The sequence below is a fragment of the Enterococcus sp. DA9 genome, assembly GCF_008000875.1.
GTDB classification, from domain to species: domain Bacteria; phylum Bacillota; class Bacilli; order Lactobacillales; family Enterococcaceae; genus Enterococcus_B; species Enterococcus_B lactis.
Genome location: NZ_CP042839.1, coordinates 1,430,422 through 1,455,824 on the forward strand (window position 1 = coordinate 1,430,422; position 25,403 = coordinate 1,455,824).

22 protein-coding genes and 5 pseudogenes are annotated in these 25,403 nt (G+C 36.9%); 18 read left to right on the forward strand and 9 right to left on the reverse strand.

The genetic code is table 11. From position 1 onward, the window contains the following. Positions 1 to 13 precede the first annotated feature (13 nt). Positions 14 to 586 (forward strand): annotated as a pseudogene (locus FTX43_RS07740) (hypothetical protein); the annotation flags it as partial. Here FTX43_RS07740 and FTX43_RS07745 read toward each other — a convergent pair. Continuing rightward, positions 574 to 1,533: an IS30 family transposase gene (locus FTX43_RS07745; protein WP_002330482.1), complete on the reverse strand. Its 960-nt coding sequence runs from the start codon at positions 1,531 to 1,533 to the stop codon at positions 574 to 576. The pseudogene FTX43_RS07740 and the gene FTX43_RS07745 overlap by 13 nt on opposite strands. A gap of 94 nt (positions 1,534 to 1,627) precedes the next feature. On the opposite strand from FTX43_RS07745, the pseudogene FTX43_RS07750 reads away from it, so the two are divergent. Continuing rightward, positions 1,628 to 2,356 (forward strand): annotated as a pseudogene (locus tag FTX43_RS07750) (hypothetical protein); the annotation flags it as partial. A gap of 184 nt (positions 2,357 to 2,540) precedes the next feature. On the opposite strand, the gene pnuC reads toward FTX43_RS07750, so the two are convergent. Beyond that, positions 2,541 to 3,290 (reverse strand): nicotinamide riboside transporter PnuC, encoded by a 750-nt coding sequence (gene pnuC / locus FTX43_RS07755; protein WP_002287078.1) that lies wholly within the window; start codon positions 3,288 to 3,290, stop codon positions 2,541 to 2,543. A gap of 330 nt (positions 3,291 to 3,620) precedes the next feature. Between pnuC and FTX43_RS07760 the strand changes: the two genes are divergently transcribed. The 4 genes from FTX43_RS07760 to FTX43_RS07775 all read left to right on the forward strand — a co-directional run bounded on the left by FTX43_RS07760 (position 3,621) and on the right by FTX43_RS07775 (position 5,483). Continuing rightward, positions 3,621 to 4,001, forward strand: coding sequence for a VOC family protein (locus FTX43_RS07760; protein ID WP_002319038.1), 381 nt, complete (start codon positions 3,621 to 3,623; stop codon positions 3,999 to 4,001). Positions 4,002 to 4,096: 95 nt separating this feature from the next. Then, positions 4,097 to 4,606 (forward strand): hypothetical protein, encoded by a 510-nt coding sequence (locus FTX43_RS07765; RefSeq protein ID WP_147606952.1) that lies wholly within the window; start codon positions 4,097 to 4,099, stop codon positions 4,604 to 4,606. 76 nt (positions 4,607 to 4,682) lie between these two features. Next, positions 4,683 to 4,862, forward strand: a complete 180-nt coding sequence (locus FTX43_RS07770) for a hypothetical protein (RefSeq protein WP_002291570.1) — start codon at positions 4,683 to 4,685, stop codon at positions 4,860 to 4,862. 54 nt (positions 4,863 to 4,916) lie between these two features. Further along, a complete protein-coding gene (locus tag FTX43_RS07775; protein WP_002319037.1) occupies positions 4,917 to 5,483 on the forward strand; it encodes an N-acetyltransferase in 567 nt (188 codons plus the stop codon). 356 nt (positions 5,484 to 5,839) lie between these two features. Here the strand turns inward: FTX43_RS07775 and FTX43_RS07780 are convergent, their stop codons facing one another. Then, entirely contained in the window at positions 5,840 to 6,334 is a 495-nt protein-coding gene (locus tag FTX43_RS07780; protein ID WP_002319036.1) for a hypothetical protein, read from the reverse strand. 139 nt (positions 6,335 to 6,473) lie between these two features. Between FTX43_RS07780 and FTX43_RS15415 the strand changes: the two are divergent. Together FTX43_RS15415 and FTX43_RS07790 are read left to right on the forward strand one after the other, a co-directional pair. Then, positions 6,474 to 6,864, forward strand: a pseudogene (locus FTX43_RS15415) (hypothetical protein). Then, positions 6,865 to 7,158, forward strand: coding sequence for a hypothetical protein (locus FTX43_RS07790; RefSeq protein ID WP_002340933.1), 294 nt, complete (start codon positions 6,865 to 6,867; stop codon positions 7,156 to 7,158). A gap of 271 nt (positions 7,159 to 7,429) precedes the next feature. Here the strand turns inward: FTX43_RS07790 and FTX43_RS07795 are convergent, their stop codons facing one another. Continuing rightward, positions 7,430 to 7,945: an LURP-one-related/scramblase family protein gene (locus FTX43_RS07795; protein ID WP_002291449.1), complete on the reverse strand. Its 516-nt coding sequence runs from the start codon at positions 7,943 to 7,945 to the stop codon at positions 7,430 to 7,432. Between the two features lie 25 nt (positions 7,946 to 7,970). Next, positions 7,971 to 8,840, reverse strand: coding sequence for a Cof-type HAD-IIB family hydrolase (locus tag FTX43_RS07800; protein WP_002287072.1), 870 nt, complete (start codon positions 8,838 to 8,840; stop codon positions 7,971 to 7,973). Between the two features lie 125 nt (positions 8,841 to 8,965). On the opposite strand from FTX43_RS07800, the gene FTX43_RS07805 reads away from it, so the two are divergent. The 4 genes from FTX43_RS07805 (at position 8,966) to FTX43_RS07820 (ending at position 11,892) form a co-directional block, all read left to right on the forward strand. Beyond that, positions 8,966 to 9,646, forward strand: coding sequence for a uracil-DNA glycosylase (locus FTX43_RS07805; protein ID WP_147606954.1), 681 nt, complete (start codon positions 8,966 to 8,968; stop codon positions 9,644 to 9,646). Positions 9,647 to 9,798: 152 nt separating this feature from the next. After that, complete coding sequence (gene pta / locus FTX43_RS07810; RefSeq protein ID WP_002287068.1) at positions 9,799 to 10,779, forward strand: phosphate acetyltransferase; 981 nt, start codon at positions 9,799 to 9,801, stop codon at positions 10,777 to 10,779. Positions 10,780 to 10,901: 122 nt separating this feature from the next. Next, positions 10,902 to 11,375, forward strand: coding sequence for a tRNA (adenosine(37)-N6)-threonylcarbamoyltransferase complex ATPase subunit type 1 TsaE (gene tsaE / locus FTX43_RS07815; protein ID WP_002287066.1), 474 nt, complete (start codon positions 10,902 to 10,904; stop codon positions 11,373 to 11,375). Then, positions 11,368 to 11,892 (forward strand): GNAT family N-acetyltransferase, encoded by a 525-nt coding sequence (locus tag FTX43_RS07820; RefSeq protein WP_002287063.1) that lies wholly within the window; start codon positions 11,368 to 11,370, stop codon positions 11,890 to 11,892. Before tsaE ends, FTX43_RS07820 begins: the two co-directional genes overlap by 8 nt. A 488-nt stretch (positions 11,893 to 12,380) precedes the next feature. Here FTX43_RS07820 and FTX43_RS07825 read toward each other — a convergent pair whose 3' ends face one another. Beyond that, positions 12,381 to 12,914 (reverse strand): 3'-5' exonuclease, encoded by a 534-nt coding sequence (locus FTX43_RS07825; protein ID WP_002291442.1) that lies wholly within the window; start codon positions 12,912 to 12,914, stop codon positions 12,381 to 12,383. Positions 12,915 to 13,776: 862 nt separating this feature from the next. Further along, the gene (locus FTX43_RS07830) at positions 13,777 to 14,529 is read right to left on the reverse strand and encodes an exodeoxyribonuclease III (protein ID WP_147606956.1); all 753 of its coding nucleotides are present in this window, start codon (positions 14,527 to 14,529) and stop codon (positions 13,777 to 13,779) included. 112 nt (positions 14,530 to 14,641) lie between these two features. Between FTX43_RS07830 and FTX43_RS07835 the strand changes: the two genes are divergently transcribed. From FTX43_RS07835 to FTX43_RS07855, 5 genes and pseudogenes are all read left to right on the forward strand, one after another. After that, complete coding sequence (locus FTX43_RS07835) at positions 14,642 to 15,562, forward strand: Gfo/Idh/MocA family protein (protein WP_147606957.1); 921 nt, start codon at positions 14,642 to 14,644, stop codon at positions 15,560 to 15,562. 72 nt (positions 15,563 to 15,634) lie between these two features. Continuing rightward, on the forward strand, positions 15,635 to 16,570 hold the full coding sequence (murB, locus tag FTX43_RS07840; protein WP_002287058.1) for a UDP-N-acetylmuramate dehydrogenase: 936 nt from the start codon (positions 15,635 to 15,637) through the stop codon (positions 16,568 to 16,570). Between the two features lie 297 nt (positions 16,571 to 16,867). Further along, positions 16,868 to 18,345 (forward strand): annotated as a pseudogene (locus FTX43_RS07845) (helix-turn-helix domain-containing protein). 266 nt (positions 18,346 to 18,611) lie between these two features. Further along, positions 18,612 to 20,671: pseudogene (locus FTX43_RS07850) on the forward strand (bacterial Ig-like domain-containing protein). Between the two features lie 82 nt (positions 20,672 to 20,753). Beyond that, entirely contained in the window at positions 20,754 to 21,323 is a 570-nt protein-coding gene (locus FTX43_RS07855) for a GNAT family N-acetyltransferase (RefSeq protein ID WP_002327717.1), read from the forward strand. A 174-nt stretch (positions 21,324 to 21,497) separates the two neighbouring features. On the opposite strand, the gene FTX43_RS07860 is transcribed toward FTX43_RS07855, so the two are convergent. Next, a complete protein-coding gene (locus FTX43_RS07860) occupies positions 21,498 to 22,304 on the reverse strand; it encodes a hypothetical protein (RefSeq protein WP_002287053.1) in 807 nt (268 codons plus the stop codon). Positions 22,305 to 22,441: 137 nt separating this feature from the next. Between FTX43_RS07860 and FTX43_RS07865 the strand changes: the two genes are divergently transcribed. Then, positions 22,442 to 23,956: a flavocytochrome c gene (locus FTX43_RS07865; protein WP_002340209.1), complete on the forward strand. Its 1,515-nt coding sequence runs from the start codon at positions 22,442 to 22,444 to the stop codon at positions 23,954 to 23,956. Between the two features lie 459 nt (positions 23,957 to 24,415). Here the strand turns inward: FTX43_RS07865 and FTX43_RS07870 are convergent, their stop codons facing one another. Continuing rightward, a complete protein-coding gene (locus tag FTX43_RS07870) occupies positions 24,416 to 25,399 on the reverse strand; it encodes an NAD(P)H-quinone oxidoreductase (RefSeq protein WP_002340208.1) in 984 nt (327 codons plus the stop codon). Positions 25,400 to 25,403 lie beyond the last annotated feature (4 nt).

A 25,403-nucleotide genomic window follows, 5' to 3' on the forward strand; every position in this document is an offset into this window, starting at 1 on the left:
GAAAGAAACAGCCGTGGAAGAATGGCAATCCGTCTTTGAAGAATGGTTTCCAAAAGAAATCAGCAAAAGCTATCCCATCAAAATTTCTAAACAATACACAAGCAGTCAACGTTGGGAGATCTATGCAAAATTAACGAAAAAACAGCGGGAACTAGTCGATAAGCACCGCCGATATCTAATCAGCTCTCGTTTTATGGAAGAACATTATTTAGTTGCAACAGATTGGGTGTTTTCTGACTTCAAGATCAATCCGTTTTTTCGAACAAAACGAAGCCAGCAAAAATTGTATTGTGAGTGTGGTAGAGAATTAAAAGTGCAATACATCGTTAAATCGCCAAAAACCGGAAAGATCCTAAAACTAGGCATCAACCACTTTGCCGATCACCTGCATGTCTCTCCGACAGTGGCAGCTTCGATCCATCAGGGAATGACAAAAGTTGATCTGGCCTTAGACGAATTATTATGGCTTAAGCAGAAGAATATCGATTTTCCTGAAGGACTATGGCAAAAATACTGTTTTGTCTTGTACCAAAATCGTCGGATGAAACAGCCATATTTACCGGATCTTAATTGTCAAATTAAGTTAGACAAATCATCAATACTTACGTAACTCAAAAATACTTCCAAAGGTGTTCGATAATCCAGTGATTTTCTAGGAATATTATTTCGTTTAGATGTGACAGATTGAATAAAAGATTCATCTACTGAATTGAAATCCATAGATTTCAATAAACCATCTCTACGTAACAATCCGTTAGAATTCTCGTTTAGGCCTCTTTGAGACGGTGTTCCTGGATCAGCGAAATAAATGGCAATATCATTGGCATTACTGATTTGTTTCCAATTTGAAAATTCCTTTCCACAATCAAAAGTGATGGATTTGAATAGATTTTTCGGTACAGATTCAAACCAATGATTTAATTTTTTTTCAATATCAATCGCTTGTCTACCACACGGTTTCAATGTAATGATAACTTTTGATAATCGTTCAACTAAGGTAATTACAGCACTTTTATGTTTCAGACCTACGATAGTGTCACCTTCAAGGTGACCAAACTCATTTGAGAATTGGCTATAATCTTTTTCACGTTCATGAATAGAGCGGCGGAAAGCTTGTTTTCCACGCCTTTCTTGATGTCCATTCGGTTTACGCTTGCCTTTCATCGGTAAGTCAGAAGGATTAAATAGCCCCTTTTTGAACATACGATAAATGGTACGAGCAGAACAACGAATAGGAAACGCTGCACGACCAACAATCACATCGGGTGTCCATCCTTGAACAACCTTTCTTTGAATATATTCTGATTGTTCCTCGGGTAAAACAAGCGGGCGTCTACCACAGTTTGATTTGTTTTTCTTATACTGTTGATAGTATTCTAAGGCTGATTTTCCTTGCTTGAAGAATAGGTATACTTTATGGATCGTTTGTCTTGAACGATTCAAGCAATGCGCAGTTTTCGCAACAGATTGATTTATTTTGAAATAAGACTCTATCATTACAAGTTCATCCGTTGTAAGATGGGTATAGGTCATTTGTACTCACTCCTTATAATTCTTTGGTCAGAACTATTTTGAGTGTAGCACAAATGGCTTTTTTAGTTGTCTAGCTTAATTTTACAATCGGCGGGATATAAAATTAGCTCAGCGACTCGCAGAATTTCGCCAAGTAGAAATGCCGATTTACATAGCGGATTATCAAGCATTGGAAAATGAAATCAAGAAAATAAGTGAACACATCAATGGGCAGCCAAAAAAGCGACAGATAAAAAAAGAACTATTTGACGACTTTGCAGAAGAATTAGTAAAGGATGTAGAAGAATTCTTGATCAACTATCGCGCATTTTTACGTAAAGATTGGCAATCCATCGTATATGAAGAAGTGCCAGTACATCCTAATGCTTATTTTGAAACATTTATTTCCGTGTTGAGAAAGACAAAACGTCAACGAACACCAGAAGTCACTGCTCAGATGGAATATTTTGCGAAAAACCAACGATTCATCCAACCAAAAATCTATCTATTTATTTGGAAGCAATATTGTCGCTATGGTTTTACAGAAGGGTTCTTCGACAGCATTCCTCGGATAGTCAGAAATGGTTTTTTAAAAGTATTGCGTAAAGAACGAGAAACTATACAATCTGCTGATAAGAAAGACCGTACAGTCTCAAAAGAAAAATGGCAACTAGTAGTGAAAGATATCCAATCTGGAAATGTGCAAGAGACAATCGACAAATGGAAAGGAAAACATTATCGTTTTACTGAAGCTCAGAAACAAGCGTTGGAATATTATCAGAAGTTAGAAGAATCACTGCGTTTCAATGATGAGGCAAGAAAGTATCTGAAGGAATTACTATAAAAAAATAGAGGCTGGGACAGAAGCGTTTAACTCCAAGAAATAAGAAGGAATTCACGAAAATTGCTTTTCAAATTTTTGTGAATTTCAGCTTATTTACGAAGGATTTGCTTCTTCTTCCGCCGTTTATACGTGTTTAGAGCGTGAGACAAAAGTGTTCTTTACTTTTGTCCCACGCTCAGTTTTTTTATGCGTGTTGTTGTGCGTTGTAGTATTCTTCTTCCATTTTTTGCATACGTTCACGTTCTTTTTGGTTATACCAAGGTGAAACGGTAAATGCAAGGACATCATTCAGCAAGTAAACAGAGCTGTTCACGAACATCGCCAAACTTGCAGATCCATGCGTAAATGAAATATACCAAAGGACCATTTGAGCAAGCCCTGAAGCTAACCACCAGTAATATTGGTTGTTGTAACGCAAGAAACTGATGATACCAGCAGTCAAGCTAATAGAAAAAGCAATGGCATCTACCCACGGCCGAGGATCATCTGTATAACGACCAATCAGGAATCCTGAAACAAGATAGACAAGGAAAGTACTGATGATTGCGATAAACCAGCTTTTTCCAGTGAATTTTCGGATTTTTGAAGCCATATTATGATTCCATTCTTTACTTAACAATACGGGGATATCCAATGTGATCATATAAGCAATCTGTTCACCGATACTTAAATAGTTCTTTGCTGAAAATCCAACGATAATAAAACAAATCGCAGACAAAATACCTAAAATACCGTTGACTGATTTTGCCGCATTGATGGATAAAATACACAATACACCAAGCGTGGTACCGATAAATGTAATAACGGACAGCCAAGTGATGGGACTATTGACAAGAGTCATGACCTGGCAGCCAAGACTGAAAAAGAAAAGATAATAATTTTGTTGCGGCCAGCCTTTTAGCTGATGAGCTAAAAACTGAAAATATGACTTCATGTATGAGGACTCCTTAAGACACTAAATGTAGTGTGTTCTGTATTTACTAACACAATCTATTGTATGCTTTTCTTGAAAAAAAACTAGTCTTTCAATTATAAATAATTTGTGTTATGATAATTTTCTGTTTGTTTTCTTGAAAATATAATTTCTTACTTTCATTTATTATATTGGGAACAGGAAGAGTGTCTTGGAGGACCTACTTTCTGTTTTTTTTTGCCTTTTTTCTTATAAAAAGAAAAAACAGCTATTTTTTTCAATCTGACACATTTACAATGGAACTGGAGATTAATATAGATCCGAGCTTAAACGAAGAATAGGAGTGCTCATATGAACTTTACAACGATCCATCATGTAGCCATCATTGTTTCAGATTATCAGAAATCACGTGATTTTTATGTTAATAAATTAGGATTTGAAGTAATCAGAGAAAATTACCGCAAAGAACGAGATGACTATAAATTAGATCTGAAACTAGGAAGTGCTGAATTGGAGATTTTTGGAATTGCTAATGCGCCACAACGACCAAACTATCCAGAAGCTTGTGGCTTGCGTCATCTTGCTTTCAAAGTAGACGATATTGAAGAAACAATTGCAGAATTGCAGTCCTTTGGGATCGAATCAGAACCGATTAGAGAAGATACCTTTACAGGAAAAAAAATGACGTTTTTCTTTGATCCAGACGGATTGCCATTAGAACTGCACGAATAAAGATAACAAAATTGTCACTTTTTTTTCGTTTCATTCGATTTTTCATTCGTTCATTTCTTGATATTCTTTAAAAAAAAGAAACAGGAGAATGAAGAATGAAAAAAATGATGTTTGGTGTTGCTGCCCTCATCGTAATAGGGATTACCGGTATGACGGGACTGCTCAATGCCGCTTTTCACATGGATGATATTAGTGACCAGGAATATCGGATCTCATTGAAAAAAGCAGCAGCAATCGTAAAAAACGAAACAAAAGAACATAACATATCTGCTATTCATTTTACAGTTGAAAAAGATTTGGAGAATCCTACGAATGCAACATATGAATACCAGTTTTTTTGTGAAGGACAAGTCATAGCAGTCAATCCATCCACTGGGAAAACAACCGTACGAAATGACACGGAAAAGGCCGCAGAACATCTTTTTGATATAGAAAAAACGGAAGAGTTCAAACAACCGCAAGCAGCGATGAAGGAAGCAGTCAGCTACTACGGGGAAAAAGCAAAAGTGAAAGAGTGGACACTTCTAGTCAAAGATGAACGTCCTTATTATAAAGTCCGATTAATAGATGGAGAACAGGACCGTCAGGTATGGATATCTGCATAGAAGAAGGATATTGCTTCTCTTTTTTACAATATAAGAGTAAGCTAAGAGAGTAAAGATGAAAGGAAGTTGAGATAACATGGAAAAAATGAAATGCCCTAATTGCGGAAAAAAATTTGCATACGAAGAAGTCAATAATGTAGTCGAACATAATGATAAAGAAATGCCAGTCGTCTGCCCTTATTGCCGAACTGAAGCGGCAAGAATCGTTACTCATGGTTATTTCATCACTGAAAAGATTGAAGATTTTTTAAAATAACGATTTTGCGATTTCTTTTTCTGCATGTTAGAATGGAGAAAAGGAGAAGAAACTATGATTCGTTTTGCGAGAAAAGAAGATGCTCCAGAAATCGCCCCATTGATCTTAGTGATTCTAAAAGATATGGAACTGCCATTTTTGAAGCAGACAGGGGAACAAAAGACTTTAGAGATTTTAGAAGAAGCAATCACTGATCCAAATTATCGTTACAGTTATTCACGAGGTATCGTAGAAGAAATAGACGGTAAAGTTGCAGGAGTTGCTTACGGTTATACAGATGAAGAAGAATCAATCATCGATCAGCCACTGGTACCTATCTTAGAGAAATATCAGCTAGATGCGTCTACACGTTTGTTCATTGATAAAGAAACGTTTCCCAACGAATGGTATTTGGACTCTATCAGTGTATCAGAAGATTTTAGAGGACAAGGCATCGGTTCGCGATTATTAGAAGCATTACCTAAATTGGCGAAGAAAGCTAATCGCTCCGTCATCGGTCTAAGTGTGGATGAAAAAAATCCAAAGGCTAAAAAATTATACGAACGCCATGACTTCAAAGTTGTCGGTCAGCGGATGATCAGTGGTCATCTTTATGATCATATGCAAAAGAAATTAAATTGATTTAAATTGTCAAATAGTGAAAAATAATAATGGTGTAAAGAAGAATGAACGTTACTAAAAATTGAATAGGTTTTAATAAGGTTGTGACAGAAGTGGTCAGCTTCAAGAAATAAGAAGGAATTTACGAAAATTGCTTCTCAAATTTTTGTAAAATTTCGGCTTATTTCCGAAGAAGCTACTTATGGAACACCGTGAATCAGAGGTTGTGAAAAAGTCGCTTAGTTTCGAGTATTAAGAAAAATTTTGTGAAAATGGCTTTCTACATTTTTGCATAAATTTGGCTTAATACCGAGAAACTGGCTTTTGAACACCGTTTATTCGAAATAAAGGACTGTGACACGATTTTTGTCACAGTCCTATTTGCTATCCGTTGTAAAACTATATTCGACTCCGAATGAATCTTTCAATCTTGTTTGGTTATCAGCTGCCCATGTAAATTCCTTTTTGTAATCTTTTCCGATTAGATAAGTTTTTTTATTATCAGAATCGATTTCCACTCTTCCATTTTTGACTTTCCTGTTGAAACTTTGCAGTAACTCTGGATTTTCAGTAGAAATAGTTTCGGAAGGAAAGTCTTCTTTAATCATTTCAGCCAGTAACAGTCGATCGGTTTCGCTTAACAATTTTGTTGGAGAGGTATTTAAATTTATATTTTGTTTAAATTCTTTACTGATTTCTAAATACCCATTATCTAAAATATAAGTTCCTCTAGTTTGTAAGGTTCCATTAGCTGTAATTTGTTCTATTGTGACATGAGTTATTTTATTGTAATTCGAATTGCAACCGCTGATTATGAATAATAATAACAAATGCGATGTATAAATAGTTCTTTTTAATAACTTTTTTTTCATATGCCCCTCTCCTTTACCTTCTTTTTTTCTGATATTTTACCATATTTGCGAAAAAATAGTAATATAATTGGAGTTTTGTTTGGTATGCATAAAAATTCAATGTATAATGAAAGTGTAAAAATATAAATGGAGGTTTTTTATGATTAAAAATGTTTTTTATCTAGCTGTTTTTTGCTGTTTTATTAAGTAATAACTGTGTCCATGCTGAAGAAAAAGATTTTAGCTATGGTGAGGATGCTCCTTCTCACATTGTAGAAACTACTATTTTTGATTTTGATCAAATGAAGTTTATCACTATTTCCCCACAAGCTATATTGACTCGTTATTGGACAAGCGGATGGACAACGACTGGAAATCCTGCCCCAGCTGTTGCATTCTTCCAATCTGGAGCCTATCGAGGTTGGCTTGGAAAATATAGGGAAATGCCCCTTTCAAATGGAACTCGAGGTTATTATGAGGGATATTTTTATCACCATTCCTTACCTTTACCGATTCCTTCAAAAATAAATATCAGGAAGGAGATAATATAAGTGAAAAAATTTAAGAACTTATTTATTTTAATAATGGCTATATGGGGATTAACCGCTTTTTCACAAAAAATCCATGCTGATACAAATGATTTAAATGCTGAGCAAGTAATGAGTACTATCAATAGCAGAGGTAGTAAAGTTATCTACCACACAAGACGATCGGCTACTTTAAGCGGTCTAACAAATACAATTATATATAATGATGGTATTTATTGTGGGCAATTATATTTACAAACTTGGTCTTACGACAAAGATTTTGCTACAGGAAGATTTTGGTATGTAGGGATTATATAGAGGAACAGTCAGATCGAATGGAGGATGTCCTATCGGACGATTAAAGTCTTAATATGTGTTATGAGAATATAGAAGGATAAAACAGCACTTTTTTAGTTCATCATCAAGAGTGTTTGAATACCTCCGTCTCGAAGGGAATTTTGATATTTCCTATTTTTGATAAGAAATATTGGGAGTCGTTACTCGATCAAGTAACGACTCCCAATATCGTAGATTCTTAATTTTGACTTAGAGTTGGAGATTGTTTATTGTTAGCTTGCTTTCATTTTTTCTAGTTCACATCAAATCGATAGGATAAAGGCTTTTCTTTGCTTTTGTCTTTACGGTAGAGCCAGTAATCTAAAACCGCAGCAATACAAATACAAACTGGAGCATCTTCATCATTTGAGACATCCAATACATAGTAATCTCCTGAAAAAAGTGTTGCTTTATCCATTTTCATGATTTGCTGATTGAAATGATGGATTTGATATTGATGATTATAGATATCACCTTGGACTGTCCAGTGAAGTCTACGAATATAATAAAAGTCACCGGGCCAATTGAATATTTTCTGCATGGTTCCCACCTTTTCGAACTCTTTATACAGCTCAAAACGCGTACCGAATGTCAGGCTTATCTGCTTGATGTGAGCAACGAGATCGCCATTCATGGCATAAAGAGACAATGCATCGCCCTTTGTTCCCCAGCGACCAACCATCAAAAACAGGGAATGTCCTTTTTCGTTTTTGACAATTGTCCGAGTTGCACGTCCAAGCTGCTTTTCCTGAATGAAAAATTCTGACATCTATATCCCTCTTTTCTAGATAAAACTACAAGTCTTCTGCAATCGCGCGCAATATGGCTTTTCCTACGCCAGATTCAAGGTTGGTGTCCGTTGTATATTTGGCATAATCTTTTACTTCGATTTCTGCATTTCCCATTGCGAAACTGACTCCTGCTACTTGCAGCATGCTGACATCATTGAAGTTATCGCCAATCGTCATGACTTCTTCTAAAGAAATCCCACGCTCGTGAGCGACATGGGCAACAGCAATTCCTTTTTGAGCGTTTTTATGGTTCACTTCGATATTGTTTTGACCAGAGGAAGTAACGGCTAGATCGCCTAAAAGAGAAATCTGCTTTCCAACTGGACCTAATACAGCTGGCCCTTCTGTATGAAAACAAATAATTTTTAAAACTTCCAGATTCTTTTCTTCCAAAATAGCACGAATACTGTCCACGTATGTGATGTGCAATAACTCCAGCTTAGCTGAGGCCATGGCAATCGCCATTTTATACGTAAGGTGAGGTAAATGGGTAGCCACCATGGAAGCAAAACTTTCAATTCGTTTCGCTTGATTTTCAGAATAAAGACCATCGTTGGTTGCTACTTCATAGTAAATACCGTTAGCATCTAGAATATCTAAAACAGAGATTGCTTGATTATTTGGAATCGACACGGTAAACAATGAATTTCCTTCTTTATCAAATACCTGTGCCCCGTTCAAAGTGATCATCGCACAATCGATTCCTACCTCATCTAAAGCTGCGCGAGCTTCTTGATAGTTTCGACCAGTAGCGACCATGAACTCAACACCGGCATCATTTGCAAAACGTATCGCCTCGGCATTTTCAGGAGAAACACTCATATGGGCATCTAATAATGTGCCGTCCATATCTGATGCAATTAATTTGATCATAATGATTATCGTTCCTTTCTGCTTCTTGTTCCTAGTTTACCATATTAATCAAGTGCTGAGGGTGAAGATTGTCCCTTGTGATTGAAGAAAATGTGAGTTATTCTTTTTATTAGGAGGTGGAGTTTTTGAAAGAAATCATTCATAACAGTTGGCAAGAAGTTTTGTCCTCAGAATTTTCAAAAGATTATTATCTGCATCTAAGAGAATTTTTAAAAAAAGAATATGCGTCCCAAAAGATCCATCCAGATATGTATCATATCTATGAAGCATTGGAATTGACTCCTTATGAAGAAGTTAAAGTGGTGATTTTAGGACAAGATCCTTATCATAGAGAAAATCAAGCTCATGGCTTATCTTTTTCTGTGCAACCTGGCGTAAAGATCCCGCCATCGTTAAGAAATATCTATAAAGAGCTTTATGATGATCTTGGAATCGCACCTGTTCAACATGGAAATCTAGTGTCATGGGCTAAACAGGGAGTCCTTTTACTCAACACCGTTCTTACCGTTCGGGAAGGGCAAGCGTATTCTCATCGCGGGAAAGGTTGGGAAAGATTAACAGACACGATCATTGAAAAATTAAATGAACGGGAAAAACCAATCGTGTTTATCTTGTGGGGGAAACCGGCACAAGAAAAAATCAAAATGATCGATAAGAGTCGCCATATCATCATAACATCTCCACATCCCAGTCCGTTATCTGCAAGTCGTGGCTTTTTTGGTTCCAAACCCTTCTCGAAAACGAATGATGCGCTCCTTGCGTTAGGAGAAGAACCGATTGATTGGCAACTGCCTGAAACAGTGTAATAAAACAGCGCTTTCCTGTTATAGTGCAGTTCGTTTTGTATGTGAAAAACTTAATTTTTCCAGCATTTTTGACTGATACAGATAAAATAAACTGTTCTTTTTTTCTGGAATAGTGTATGATAATACATATAAAAACGTCTGGAGGTCATCTTGTGGAATTGTTTGATAGTTTAAGATTTAAGATTGTTCGCCGTGGGATCAAAATCGTTTTCCCGGAAGCTACTGATGCTCGTATTTTAGGCGCAGCTGCCCGGTTGAAAGCAGAAGAACTTGTGGAACCCATTTTAGTAGGGAACGAAGAAGAAATAAGAAATGCAGCGCATGCCAGAGGAATCAAAACATCTAGCTTTACGATCATCAGCCCTGATAATTACGATAAGTGGGATGAAATGGTGGATACTTTTGTTGAACGCAGAAATGGAAAGGCATCCAAAGAACAAGCAGAAAAGATTTTAAAAGATGTGAATTACTTTGGTACGATGCTTACGTATATGGGGATTGCAGACGGAATGGTCTCTGGAGCGATCCATTCGACTGGCGACACTGTTCGCCCAGCACTTCAGATCATCAAAACAAAGCCTGGCATCAGTCGGACAAGCGGAGCGATGATCATGGTACGTGGAAGAGATCAAGAAAAATATGTCTTTTCGGATTGTGCGATCAACGTGAATCCAACTGCGCAAGAATTGGCTGAAATCGCCGTAGATTCTGCAAAAACAGCAGAATTGTTCGATATCGAACCAAAAGTAGCAATGATGAGCTTCTCGACAAAAGGCTCAGCGAAATCGCCAGAAGTAGACAAAGTAGTTGAAGCAACTAAAATCGCTAAAAAACTAGCGCCACAATACATGATCGACGGCGAATTGCAATTTGATGCTTCTTATGTTCCTTCAGTTGCACAACTGAAAGCGCCAGATTCAGAAGTAGCTGGTCAAGCAACAGTCTTTGTATTTCCAGAATTGCAGTCAGGAAATATCGGCTATAAAATTGCTCAGCGTTTCGGTAACTTTGAAGCAATCGGACCAATTCTACAAGGCTTGAACAAACCGGTTTCTGATTTGTCTCGTGGAGCAAATGAAGAAGATGTATATAAATTATCGATTATCACAGCAGCACAAACATTGATTGATTAACAAATACACGCGAACTAGCCAAAAACAGCAGCTGCTGTTTTTGGCTAGTTCATTTTTTCTTTAAAAAAACTTCATTACGCGATATACTGGCAAAAAGAAAGAAGAGCGGGAGAAGATGAAAAATGATCGAACTATCAGGATTAACAATGACAGAACAATTCGCAGAGGCAATTGGTCATTCCGCAATGCCAGGTGACAATCTGATATTGACTGGTGATCTAGGTGCGGGTAAAACAACGTTGACGAAAGGAATTGCCCAAGGATTAGGGATAACGCAAATGATCAAAAGTCCGACATACACGATTATTAGAGAATATAGTCAAGGACGGATTCCGTTGTATCATATGGATATTTATCGGGTAGCAGCTAGCGGAGCAGATTTAGGGTTAGATGAATATTTTGAAGGTGATGGGCTTTCCGTTGTCGAATGGGGAAATCTATTAGAAGAAGCACTGCCGGAGGATTATTTGGAACTGATTTTAGAAAAAAGTGATACAGATTTAGAAAAACGGTATGTGAAACTAATCTCATACGGGGAGCAAAGTGAAACCTTCAAACAGCGAATTCTAGAAAAATGGGCTGAAAATCATGAGTGAAGAAGTTGGGATCATCTTGCGGGAAGCAGTGCCAGGAGATGCAAAAGACATTCTTTTGATGATGGGACAAGTCAATAAGGAGACAGAATTTTTAGTTTTGGATGAAGCAGAACTCCTGTTACCACCAGAAACCTTAGAAGAAGAGTTGGATTATATATACGAAAGCAATAATAATTTATTGCTGCTTGCAATCTATGAAGGGACGATTATTGGAACAGCATCTGTCAAGGCAGACAGTCAATTTCGTTTGTCTCACGTGGGAGAAGTCGGTATCAGTATTCTGCAGGAATATTGGGGAATGGGACTAGGCACTCTTATGCTAGAAGAAATCATCAGTTGGGCGAAGGAAATGGGTGTACTTTTTCGATTGGAGCTTGACGTTCAAGTTCGTAATGAAAGAGCCGTACACCTTTACCGAAAAATGGGCTTCCAAATCGAAGCGGTCATGCCTAGAGGGGCAAGAACAGATCTAGGCGAATTTTTAGATGTATATAAAATGAGTTATTTGATTGAATAGAAGAAATAGGAAAAGAGTGAGAAACTGTCATCCTTTTGAGAAGGCAGAAAAACACACGAAGGGACTATGACAAAATACGTGTCACAGTCCCTTTTTCTGAATAAACGGTGTTCAATCAGCTAACCTTCGGTATTAGCTCAAAAAACAGCAAAATATGAGGAACTATTTTGCCGTTTGTTTCTCTAATACTCAGATCAAAACGCTGATTTCACAACCTCTTGGTAAACGGTGTTCAAAAGCTTGCATCTGCGGTAATAAGTCCAACCAAATGAAAAATATCAGAAGCTATTTTTGTTTGGCTGTTCTTATTACTTGATGCAGAACAGCTTTTTCACAACCTCTTCCTTATACGGTGTTCTCCTGCCAGCTCCTCGGTCACCAGTCACAATATTTAATAAACATGAGGAGCTATTTTTTGAAATTTCTCCTTGTGACTCGGAGTGAAACGGCAGGCTCACGACCTCTTTGTGTGTTTCATAAGTATTCTTTTACTTTATAGTCACAAGTTTTTTCAATGGATCTGTCCCGAATTTTTTTTCTTGATAAAGCAGGATTTCCGCACATGCACGACTATCTTCCAATGCATCATGGTGATGATCTAATTGGATGTTCAAATTTTCGCACACAGTGTTCAATCGATGATTTGGAAATTCAGGAAACAAGCGACGGCTACTTTTCACTGTACATAAAGAAAGATAATTAGGCTGTTCAAGATGATAATAATCTAAGCATCCCGCTAAGACCTTTGTATCAAAAGCAGCATTATGTGCAACGACTAAACGATTTTTTTGAAAATATGGTTGGATAGTTTGCCAGACTTCTGGGAATTTCGGCGCATTGCGTACGTCTTCTTGATGGATTCCGTGAATTTGGACATTTCGCCAGAAAAAAGGAGTCTCAGGCTGTATCAATGTATAGAATTCATCAACGATCTGGCTGTTTTTTACCATGACTAGCGCAAGAGAACAAGCACTATAAGGCTGATGATTGGCAGTTTCAAAATCCATGGCAACAAAATTCATTTCTGTAAAACCTCCTTGGGAAATTACTGTAACATACTTTTGAAAAAAGCAAATAAATTTAACAAAAAACATAGAATTTTTTATGTAATATTTGTTGAAAAAAGCTAGTTTTTGAACTTATTCCTTGTGATTTGGAGTTAGATAGGGATCATGACTTCTCGGTATTAAGTCAAATTTATGCAAAGTTGTGAGGAACCATTTTCAAAAAAATTTCTTACGACTCGAAAGTAGGCGACTTTTTCGCAACCTCTCCACTAAACGGTGTTCAATCAGCTGACTCTCGGTATTAGCTCAAAAAACGGCAAAATATGAGGAACTATTTTTCCATTTGTTTCTCTAATACTCAGGTCAGGACGCTGATTTTACAACCTCTCCACTAAACGGTGTTCAATCAGCTGACCCTCGGTATTAGCTCAAAAAATGGCAAAATATGAGGAACTATTTTTCCATTTGTTTCTCTAATACTCAGGTCAGGACGCTGATTTCACAACTTCTCAATAAACGGTGTTCAAAAGCTTGCATCTGCGGTAATAAGTCCAACCAAACGAAAAATATGAGGAACTATTTTTGTTTGGCTGTTCTTATTACTTGATGCAGTGCAGCTTTTTCACAACCTCTTAATAAACGGTGTTCAAAAGCTTGCATCTGCGGTAATAAGCCTAACCAAACGAAAAATATGAAGAGCTATTTTTGTTTGGCTGTTCTTATTACTTGATGCAGGACAGCTTTTTCACAACCTCTCGATAAACGGTGTTCAAAAGCCAGTTTCTCGGTATTAAGCCAAATTTATGCAAAATGTGGAAAGCCATTTTCACAAAATTTTTCTTAATACTCGAAACTAAACGACTTTTTCACATCCTCTTTATTTCAAATCTAATTCTACTGGACAATGATCACTGCCCATAATATCCGTATGGATCTTTGCATCAGCTAGTCTTGGCTCTAAATCTTTGCTCGTCAAAAAGTAATCGATCCGCCAACCAGCATTGTTTTTTCTTGAATTGAATCGGTAGTTCCACCAAGAGTAGACACCTTCCTGGGTTGGATAAAAATAACGGAATGTATCGATAAACCCGTTATCCAACAGTCGAGAAAGAGCCGCTCTTTCTTCTGGAGTGAATCCAGCATTTTTTTGATTCGTTTTCCAGTTTTTCAAATCAATCTTTTGATGAGCGACATTTAGATCCCCACACACGATGACTGGTTTTTGTTTTTTTAGATTTTCCAAATAATTATAAAAGGCTTCTTCCCATTCTAATCGGTAATCTAAACGTTTTAATTCGCTTTGAGAATTTGGCGTGTAACAGGTTACAAGAAAGAAATCGGAATATTCCAAAGTAATCAGACGGCCTTCTGTATCATGGATATCGATACCCATTCCGTAAGTGGCATTCAATGCTGGTTTTTTAGCAAAAATCGCTGTGCCGGAATAGCCTTTTCGTTCTGCGTAATTCCAATATTGATAATAACCTGGAAGATCTAAATCAATTTGTCCTGCTTGGAGTTTTGTTTCCTGCAGAAAGAAAAAATCGGCGTCTAACTCATGAAAAACTTCTAAAAAATTTTTATTTACGATGGCACGAAGCCCGTTTACGTTCCAAGAGATAAATTTCAATAAAAGCACACTCCTTCGAATTAATTTCCTTACCTTTGCGATACTATTGTACCTCATTTTAGTAAAAAATGGTGTAAGATGAAAGTAACTAAATGATCCAGGAGGAAAGTCGATGAAGATTGGTGTAATCGGTGTAGGGAATATCGCAGAAAAAGCATATTTACCAACTTATGCGAAAAAACAAGGAACACTTGATTTTTATTTTGCAACAAGAAATAAAGAAACAAAAGAAAGAATTCAAAAAGAGTACGGGTTCCAACATCTATATGAAACGATCGATGAGCTTTTAGAAGAAAAAATCGAAGCATGTATGATCCACGCAGCAACAAAAGTACATTATGAATTAGCCAAAAAATGTCTAGAAAATGGTATCCATGTTTATATTGACAAACCACTGAGTGTCCATCTAAATGAAGTTCGTGAATTGCAAGAATTAGCTGATAAGAACCAAATAATTTTGATGATCGGTTTCAACCGACGCTTTGCTCCTATGGTAGAAGAATTGAAATGTATCCCAGATAAGCGGTTGATCCACCTGCAAAAAAATCGAATAGCGGCAAAAGAAACGACAGAATTCGTCCTTTATGATTTGTTTTTACATCTTATTGATACAGCTGTGTATTTATTAGATGAACCCATTTTGAGAACAAAATACCAGATAAGAGAAACAAAGGAATTTTTGGAATATGCCATTTTACAATTAGAAACACAAAATCAAACGGCTATTTTAACGATGGATTTAGCAAGTGGCGCTAATATAGAAAAATATCAAGTAACAAGTAAAAATGGTACTTATGAAGTAAACGATCTGACCCAGCTTGTCATTCAAGATGCTGATGGAAAAAAAGTGAAAGAATTTGGCGACTGGACAAACACGCTAGTCAAACGCGGGTTTGAGCCAATGGTAGAGTCCTTCTTTTCTCAGATCCGTTTAGGTAAATCGGAAACAGAATTGCTTAAACAAAAAGAAGTTGTAAGAAGTCATGAATTATGTGAGGAAGTGCTTAAAGATCACTACCGTCATCAACTTTGAACAAGACTGGCAAGATTGTATTAAGCGTGATAGAATAATGAGGACGTTTGAGAAAAGAAAGGAAAATCCTCAGTGAATAAAGAAGAAATAGTTGAAAGCTTAGCCACGATTACTATATTGTTTGATGAACCATTGATGAACTATACGTTTACGAAAACAGGTGGACCAGCTGATGTCCTTGCATTCCCGAAAAAGCAAGAAGAAGTAAAGCAAATCATCGATTATTGCCGAATCCATGATATACCTTGGATGGTATTAGGAAATGCAAGCAATCTGATCGTTCAAGATGGCGGGATTCGCGGTGTAGTCATCATGCTGACTGAAATGAAACAGATTCATGTCAAAGGAACGATGGTCATTGCGGAAGCAGGTGCCTCACTGATTGATACGACTTATGCAGCTTTGGCAGAATCATTGACTGGATTTGAATTTGCTTGCGGCATCCCGGGAAGTGTCGGTGGAGCGGTTTATATGAATGCAGGTGCGTATGGCGGAGAGATCAAAGATGTTTTTGCTGAAGTGGATCTTTTGCTTGAAGATGGAACATTGAAAACTTTGACAAAAGACGAAATGGTATTTTCTTATCGTCACAGTAAAGTCCAAGAATTACGTGCTATCGTATTGGAAGCTCGATTCAGTTTGCAAACAGGGGATTATGAAGCAATCAAAGCAAGAATGGATGAGTTGACCGAATTGCGTCAATCAAAACAGCCATTAGAATACCCTTCATGCGGAAGTGTCTTTAAGCGCCCAGTTGGACACTATACGGGTCAGCTGATCCAACAAGCAGGATTGCAAGGCCTGAAATGGGGCGGTGCACAAGTCTCTGAAAAACATGCTGGATTCATCGTCAATATCGATCATGCGACAGCGACAGATTATATTGAATTGATTGCGCACATCCAAGAAGTAATCAAAGAAAAATTTGATGTGTCTTTAGAAACAGAAGTGCGGATCATTGGAGAAAAACAAGCAATATCAGAAACAAGCAGAAGTTTAGCCAATTAATAAGTAATGGAACTTAAAATAAGTAAAAGAGCAGGACGGTGGCCGCCCTGCTCTTTTTTGTGGTTGTTTACGCAAATGGCGCAAATCTTGTACATTTTAACACAATAAAACAAAAAATATAAAATATTTCCTCATAAATTTTTCCATTTTTTGAAATATTCTCAAAAAAAAGATAAAAAATGAGAATAACTGATGAAAAAACAAGCGTAATCCATCATAAAATCAGTATAGGTGAAGAGATGAACTTTCATCTGCATATCAAGTAATTGGTATGAGGCATTTTTTGAGGTGTAGGATATGAAGTTGGATTACCTTATAGAAGAGGAAGATAGAGAAAAACTGCTGCTAGCTAGATATTTAGAATTTGAGAAAAAGAATTATGTAGTGCTACCTAAGTTATATGAAACATTAGGTTTGTCTAAATTTAAAACAAGAAATTATATCATAGAATTAAATAAAGAATTTACTGAATTCAAAACAAAGCCAGAGATCCAAATTTCAGAAGAAGCAGAGATCCATGTCGAACGTCTGAATTTGACGGATATCAAAAATTTAAGAAGAATCTACTTTCAACGATCAAAAATTGCTCGACTGTTAACGGAGATCGTGGATTCAAAAGTAACGATCGAAAAATTTGCAGAGAATCATTTTTAAGCATATCAAGAGCCTATGTAAAAAGAAGAGAATTAGTCTCTTTTCTTGAACAGCATCAAATAAAGTTAAAGAAAAACATATTAGTTGGGAAAGAAATAAACATACGGAACGTATTATTTGGGGTATATTTCGGGGTCTTTAATGGTTTTTCTATGCCATTTAGAGAAAGCGTCATGAATGAAGCAAAGAGTATCGTGCAATATTTTGAATATCTGTTCAATTTAAAACTGTCTGCAACAAAACGAATCAAATTCAATTTGCTAACCACTATTAGTTTGTTGAGGGCCTATGGGAATCAACCAATCGGAAAACGTTTCTTTTCAGATGAATACTTTAAGAGCTCAGAAGGAATGAAGATCATCAAGGATTTATCACATATTTCTTTTCTTCATATCCCTAAAGAGCAGATCATTGATGAGATTTCTTATATCATGTTGTTTTTGATCACGGAAGAAGAATTTGAATTAGATGGCGCATTTGGACTTGCGGAAGCTCATTTTCATGATATCCACATGATTAGTCAAAAAATGTCAGTGGAATTGATTGATCAATTACCATTTTCGATTGAAATCTCTGAAGAAGAAAGACTATATATACGAAAAGAACTTCGTATGGGTATGATGCATGTCAATCGAAAAAATTGGATATTCGACTTTGAGATGACTAGCTTTACGTCTAAAAAGCAGCTACAGTTTTTCTTCGAGACGTATCCAATATTCAGTACAGCAATCCAAAAGGTCATACAAGAGAATAAACGCTATTTCTTGGGAAAAGATGAACGTTTCATGATTCGCTTATTTTATGATTATCTCTTTTTATTGGTCGGTATTTGTCCGGTATCATATTTTGAAGCACCGATTCATGTCTGTATTGATTTTTCGCAAGGATCTGCTTATACCGATTACATTATTTCTCAAGTGAAAGGATTTAAAAATTACAATATTGTGATTGAGAGTCGAATCACTTCTCGTACGAATATTTATTTATCTGATTGTTTACTTGAAAAATTTAATAAAGAACAGATAATTTGGAAAAATCCACCGACTCCAGATGACTGGGAATATTTTGGAAATATCATCATCAGAGAAAAAAATAGACATTTAACTGAAAAAATCAGCTAGTATTTATGGATGGCAGCTTTGTCTCACATATTTATTAGATGATTTATGTTTTTTTCAAAGAAAAGGTAACTAGATATAACTAGATATATTACTTAACAAAATTAAAAAGTACATAAGTTATTATTCCGATTTTCTTGAAACAATAAAAAATCAAAAAAAATACTCTCCTAATAGTCCATCTTCTTTTGATTTTATTTATATAATGAAATCATCTTATGAAAATTACTACTTCATGTTTAGACAAGAGTAGGGAGGACTAAGAATAAATGTGTTCAAAAAGACGTTCAAAACAACTAAATAAACACGCTTGTCGTTTAGATAAGGAACGGTCGTGTTCTGAAAAACACTACGTTAAGTTTATGATGCGCACGATGCTGATCAGTTTATCTGTAGGTGTCTATATGCATGTACCCGTTCAGGCAACGGCACAAACCATCAAGGTCGTACGTACCTCTGTTTCTGAGACCACTGATTCCCCTATCACTATTACTCATACTTTCACTGATGCAAATGGAAAACAGCTACTTCCTGCATTGACTTCCTATAATAAAGTCAGTTATCCTCCAACGATAAACCACTACTGGTTAATTCCTAACAAAACATTATGGACATCGGAAACCGGAAGCAGTGTGCCGCTTTCTATCTTTTCCGATATGACTGATCCTACAAAAGGTGATCAGTTAAAACAGATCACTGATATTTTGAATCATGCTTTGACAGATATAAAGGACGGTGGAAGCGCACAAGTTTCTTATGTATATGAAAAAGATTATTCACAGTTTGAAGGAAAGAAAATCGATGTTCTGGCAGGGACAAAAGTTTCGATATCTGATCTGGTAGAAAGGCTGAAGAACGCAGATGGAACACAAGGAGATATGTCCAAAGTAATTTCAAACAATGGGAATATCGTGGATACGACTAATACAGGAACATCTACTATTTCCTTGTCCTATTTTGATCCAATTGCTTTAAAAACAAAGACTGCATCTGCTGTGATCCATGTTCGTGCTGATCAAACAGCTATCAAAGGAAAAGATCTTCACTTAAGAACAGGAGAGAGTTACGCCACTAAAGATCTTGTTGAATATGTAACAAAAAGCGATGGAACTTCAGGAAATAAAGAAGAAATCAAAATGAACGGGACAGTAGATACTACAACTCCGGGAGAATATCCCGTTGTATTAACTTATATAGACTCGAAAACATCAAATGTGGCAGAAACAACAGCTGCAGTTTATGTAGAAGCATCTGCTGCTTCATCGACTGTCATCACTCATTTTATAGATAGTCAAACAAATAAAGAACTTCAAGCAGAAACACATATGAGTAGTGTAAATCGTATTCCTGATTTGCGCCTACCTGCTGAATTTTCTGATCGAGTGCCAAATATAGATTTATCGACTTATGAACAAGACGGAAAAGTCACTTCTATTTCTGATTGGATGCAAGCAAACGGATTAGACAGAAAAAGTCACTGGTCGGAGATCCTTGAAGTACTTCACTCAGAACTGATAAATAACAGGAAGCAATCAGGAGGGGAAATTACCTTTACTTATGTTTATATACCAGACAATCGTTCATTAGAAGGCCATAATCTTATTGTTCATCCAAACGAAAAAATAAACAAAGAAGAGTTGATCCAATCAGCAACAAATTCCTTAGATAAACCCGTACCGTTAAAGGATGTATAGGTTACAATCAATGAAGTACCATTGAAGGATGGTTATTTGACCAAACAAACAGGTGATTTTACGATTATGTATAGTTATCATGACCCGTATTCACTCCAAGAACTCCATGCTCAGTCACTATTACATGTTTTACCATTAAACAAACAGATAGATCAAAAAGAACAAAAAAGACAAGAAGAAAGCTTGTCAGAAAAAAACAACAAATGGCTCATGCAGTTTCTCCAACAGGGAAAGTAAAACAAACAAGAAGCCTAGAGTTAGCAAGAATATCTAGAAAAATCTCAGAATCTAATAAAACGATAAGGCAAGAAGCTCATTTGGCCCCACAAGTTTCTGGATTGGAAAATGAAATTTTAGAGCCTAAAATAAAACAACAATCAGAAAAAGAATTTGTTGCTAAACAGTCGGAAGATCAGAAGGAATCAGATGACCAGAAGGAAACGAAGAAAAAACGCTTGTCAACTATTGATTCTACCGATGAACATCCACAGCCGCAAGTACCACTTCCTAGTCCGGGAACACCCGCACCTGGTGGAGGTATTCCTTCTTCTGCTTTAGGAGATTTCATGCGAGGTATGGCAGGAACATGGGTATACGCTAATCGAAATGAATTTGACGCAGATGACTGGTTCTGATTTATATCTCTATCTGTTATAGTCAAATAAGTAGCTGAGTCATATGTTATTTGGCATAATGGAGACGAGGAGGGATAGAAAAATGTTAGATAAAACGTTACCTTACGCAGAAATCTGGATGACAAGACCACTTCAACAAAATGTTCCAATCACGCCTTTAGCGGAAGGTTTTGAATTTCGATTTTATCAAAAAGAAGATGAATCTGCTTGGGCGGAGATTGAAACTTCCGTTGGGGAATTTCAAACGACAGATGAAGCACTTGAGTATTTTCAACAAAACTTTGCTCCTTATCCTGAAGAACTTGAAAGAAGGATGTTTTTTGTAGAGACAAAAAAAGGAGAAAAAGTAGCAACCTGTACCGCTTGGCGAAAAAAATCAAGAGAGCAAGTGTATCCGGTTTTTCATTGGTTAGCAGTGAAACCAGATTACCAAGGAAAAGGGCTCGCAAAAGCATTGACTGCCAGAGTCTTGCAAGAATTTCCTACCCTCCATACGGACGGACCAATCTATCTTCACACACAGACATGGAGCCATCAGGCGATTGCTCTTTATAAAAAAATGGGTTTTACTTTTATTGCTGAAAATCTAGACGGCGCACCTAATCCAGATTATGAAAAAGTTATGCAGGTTTTAAGTAAATTAGATAAATAACGAAATGGTGAAATAAGTCCTCAGTATTGGGATAAAAAACGAAATAGTCATTCCTCATATCTTACTTTTTTGAGTTAATACTATCGGATAACTAATGGCATGCCATACATTCAAAAAAGAAGGGGCAGTGACAAAAGTATTGTCACTGCCCCTTCTCTTGTTTTTTAGCATGTTTTATCGTTTGATTTTTTTAGGAATAAAATTCTTGATGAACGTAAATTTTTGGTAATCGTTTCGACTATAGAGGTAACCAAATACACTGAAAACAACTGCTCCAATAAAATTAACAAATAAATCCTTCATAGTATCCATGATTCCCACGTCTAAGTAACCATTTTGGATGATTGTTTTATCTGTTTTACCATCTGCATTTTGACTTTCAATGATTGTCCGAGTGATATCTGGAACATGATAGACAGTGTTTCCATCTTTACTTAACTCCACACTATTGATTTGCTGGATGATCGTATCTTTTTGCATATCGAATTGCAGTAATTTATCTGCTGAAAATTCCACAAACTCCCACATAACACCAACTGTCATCGAAAAACAGAAGGAAACGACTGCTAGTAATAAAGGAGTTAAGTTCATGGTTTTTGTATTTTTATTGAGCAAATAAACAAGGGAAAAGCCGACACCCCCAGCTAAAAATCCGCTGAATGCATGTAGAAAAGTATCCCACATTGAAAAATAGCCATAAAAATCACTTAACTCACCTAAAACTGTTGAACTAAAAATAAAAGATAACAAAATGATTTCTAGCATATTTGGAATCTGTATCTTTAATATCTTTTCCAGAAAATAAGGGATTTCAAATAAAATTAGTGTCAGTAATAAAAGCATTGTATTTCCCCAGTGTTGGTTCCAGACCTGATCCACTAGCATAATAACGACGATGATACGTAATAAAATATAGATTCCGTTTGTGATTCTACCTGCAGTTTTTGTACTGTTCGTAAAAAAGGTTTTCAAATGATTCATAAAATAACTCCTTCATGTATATCCTTAATTATACTAAGAAGCGTGTGTTTACCAAAGCTATGTGACTTAAAGAAAAACAGAGTTGATATTGTGAAAAAAATCACTTAATATAGTATAAGAAGAAAAGGGGGATACAAATGAAAAAATTAGTTGCTGGTTTATTAACAGCCGTTGCACTTCTTGCTATGAGCGCATGCGGCGCAGATCAGAAAAATACAGCGCAGACAAGTTCTAGTACGAAGGAATCTGCCGAAGTATCATCAGGCGCTTCTGAACAAGTATATACAGATCCAAAAGAAATGAAAGAATCTTATGATGTCGTGATTATTGGAGCTGGTGGTGCAGGGATGGCAGCAGCTATCGAAGCAAAAGATGCTGGGTTGAATCCAGTAATTTTGGAAAAGATGCCTGTTGCCGGAGGAAACACATCTAAATCATCAAGCGGTATGAATGCTTCAGAAACAAAATTTCAAAAAGAAGAAGGAATCAAAGACTCGAATGATGCCTTCTATGAAGAAACGCTAAAAGGTGGTGGAGGAACGAATGATAAAGAAATGCTTCGATACTTTGTCGATCACTCTGCTGATGCGGTCGATTGGCTAGATCAAAACGGTATCAAACTGGACAACTTAACGATCACTGGAGGGATGAGTGAAAAGAGGACACATCGTCCGTCTGATGGCTCGGCTATTGGTGGATACTTAGTGGAGGGGTTATTGAATAACGTCCATGAGCGGGAAATTCCTATTTTTGTCAACGCAGATGTGACAGACATTAAGAAAAATGGGGAAACGGTCAATGAAGTGACTGTACATGTTCAAGGAGAAGAACCAAAAGAGGTCACCGGAAAAGCAATCGTAGTTACCACAGGCGGTTTTGGTGCCAGCAAAGAATTTATTGAAAAATATCGTCCCGATTTAGCTGATTATATTACGACAAATCAAGAAGGATCAACTGGAGATGGTATCACCATGATTGAAAAATTAGGTGGACAAACCGTTGATATGGATAAAATACAAATTCATCCAACTGTGCAGCAGGATGAGGGGGTCTTGATTGGTGAGGTTGTTCGCGGAGAAGGAGCAATCTTGGTCGATCAAGAGGGGAAAAGATTTGTCAATGAAATGGATACAAGGGATAAAGTATCTGCAGCAATTACAGCATTGCCTGAAAAATCAGCTTATTTGATTTTTGACCAAGGCGTGCGTGATCGTGCCACAGCTATTGAATTTTATGACCAAAAAGGATATGTCACAACTGGAAAGACAATGGAAGAATTAGCAGAAAAAATCGATTTACCAAAAGAAACACTAGCAAAAACAGTTGATGGATGGAATACGGATGTTGCGGAGAAAAAAGATGCTCAATTCAACCGTGCCACAGCCATGGAACATGACTTATCGTCTCCGAATTATTATGCGATCAAAATCGCACCAGGAATCCATTACACGATGGGCGGTGTGAAAATCAATACGAACACTGAAGTATTAGATAAAGAAAACCAGCCAATTAGGGGGGTATATGCTGCTGGTGAAGTCACAGGTGGCTTACATGGAAACAACCGGATCGGTGGAAATTCAGTTGCGGAGATCATTATTTTTGGGCGACAAGCGGGCATACAAGCAGCTCGATTTGCTTCGGAAAATGAATGAAATAGAACGTAAATAAAAAGAGGTTGTGAAATCAGCGTTTTGACCTGAGTATTAGAGAAACAAACGGCAAAATAGTTCCTCATATTTTGCCGTTTTTTGAGCTAATACCGAGGGTCAGCTGATTGAATACCGTTTAGTGAAGAGGTTGTGAAAAAGCTGCCCTGCATCAAGTAATAAGAACATCCAAGTAAAAACAGCTTCTTATGTTTTTAACTTGGTTGGACTTATTACCGCAGATGCAAGCTTTTGAACACCGTTTATTCGGAAAAAGAGCGTGGGACAAAAGTAAAGAACACTTTTGTCTCACGCTCTAAACACGTATAAACGGCGGAAGCAGAAGCAACTCCTTCGGAAATAAGCTGAAATTCACAAAAATTTGAAAAGCAATTTTCGTGAATTTCTTCTTATTTCTTGGAGTTAAACGCTTCTGTCCCAGCCTCTTTTTTGATCAGCATGATTTTATTCAGTTATCTTCAAAATGATTTTTCCGATGTTTTTGTTTGCTTCCATATATTCATGCGCTTGTTTGACTGCGCTGAATTGGAATGTACGGTCAATGATTGGCCGAATCTTGCCATTTTCTAGAAAAGGCCCAGCTTTTTGCATAAAAGTTTGTGCGAGCTCTGCTTTATACTGATCACTTCTAGGTGTCAATAATGTACCAAGCAGTTGGACACGTTTCCCAATCAATACACCAAGGTCTATCTCAGGCACGATGGTCCCACCTAGCATACCAATCAAGACCCAACGTCCATCAACGGCTATAGAAGCTAAATTCTTTTCCCAGTAAGAAGCGCCGATGAAATCCAAAATAACATCGACTCCCCGACCTTCAGTGATTTTTCGTACCTCTTCTTGAAAGTCTTGTTTTTTATAGTTGATCAATTCATCTGCACCAAGTTCTTTACAAAAGGCGAGTTTTTCTTCTGATCCTGCAGTAACGATGATTTTCGCGTGAGAAAGCTGTCTAGCTAATTGGATCGCTGCTGTTCCCACACCACTTGCTCCTGCATGGATCAAGACAGTTTCGCCTTCTTGTAATTTTCCAAGCCAGTAAAGTGTTTGATAAGCAGTCAAAAAAACTTCTGAGATTCCAGCAGCAGAAACATAGTCTAGCGTATCAGGGAGAAGGATTGCACGATCGGCAGGCATCACAGCATATTCGGCATAACCACCTAGATTGACTAATCCGTATACTTTTGTCCCAGGAATAAAAGTGGAGATATCACTTTTATTCTCAACTACCTCTCCAGCTACTTCGACTCCCAAAATAGGGTAGGGAGGTTTCAAAGAGACTGATTCTCTTTTCATAATATCTGTTCGATTGACAGCTGCTGTATGGACTTTGATCAGTAATTCGCCTTCTTTTGGTTTAGGAACAGGCACTTCAATTTGTTCTAATACATCTACAGAACCAGGATGCTTGATTGAAATGGCACGCATGGAT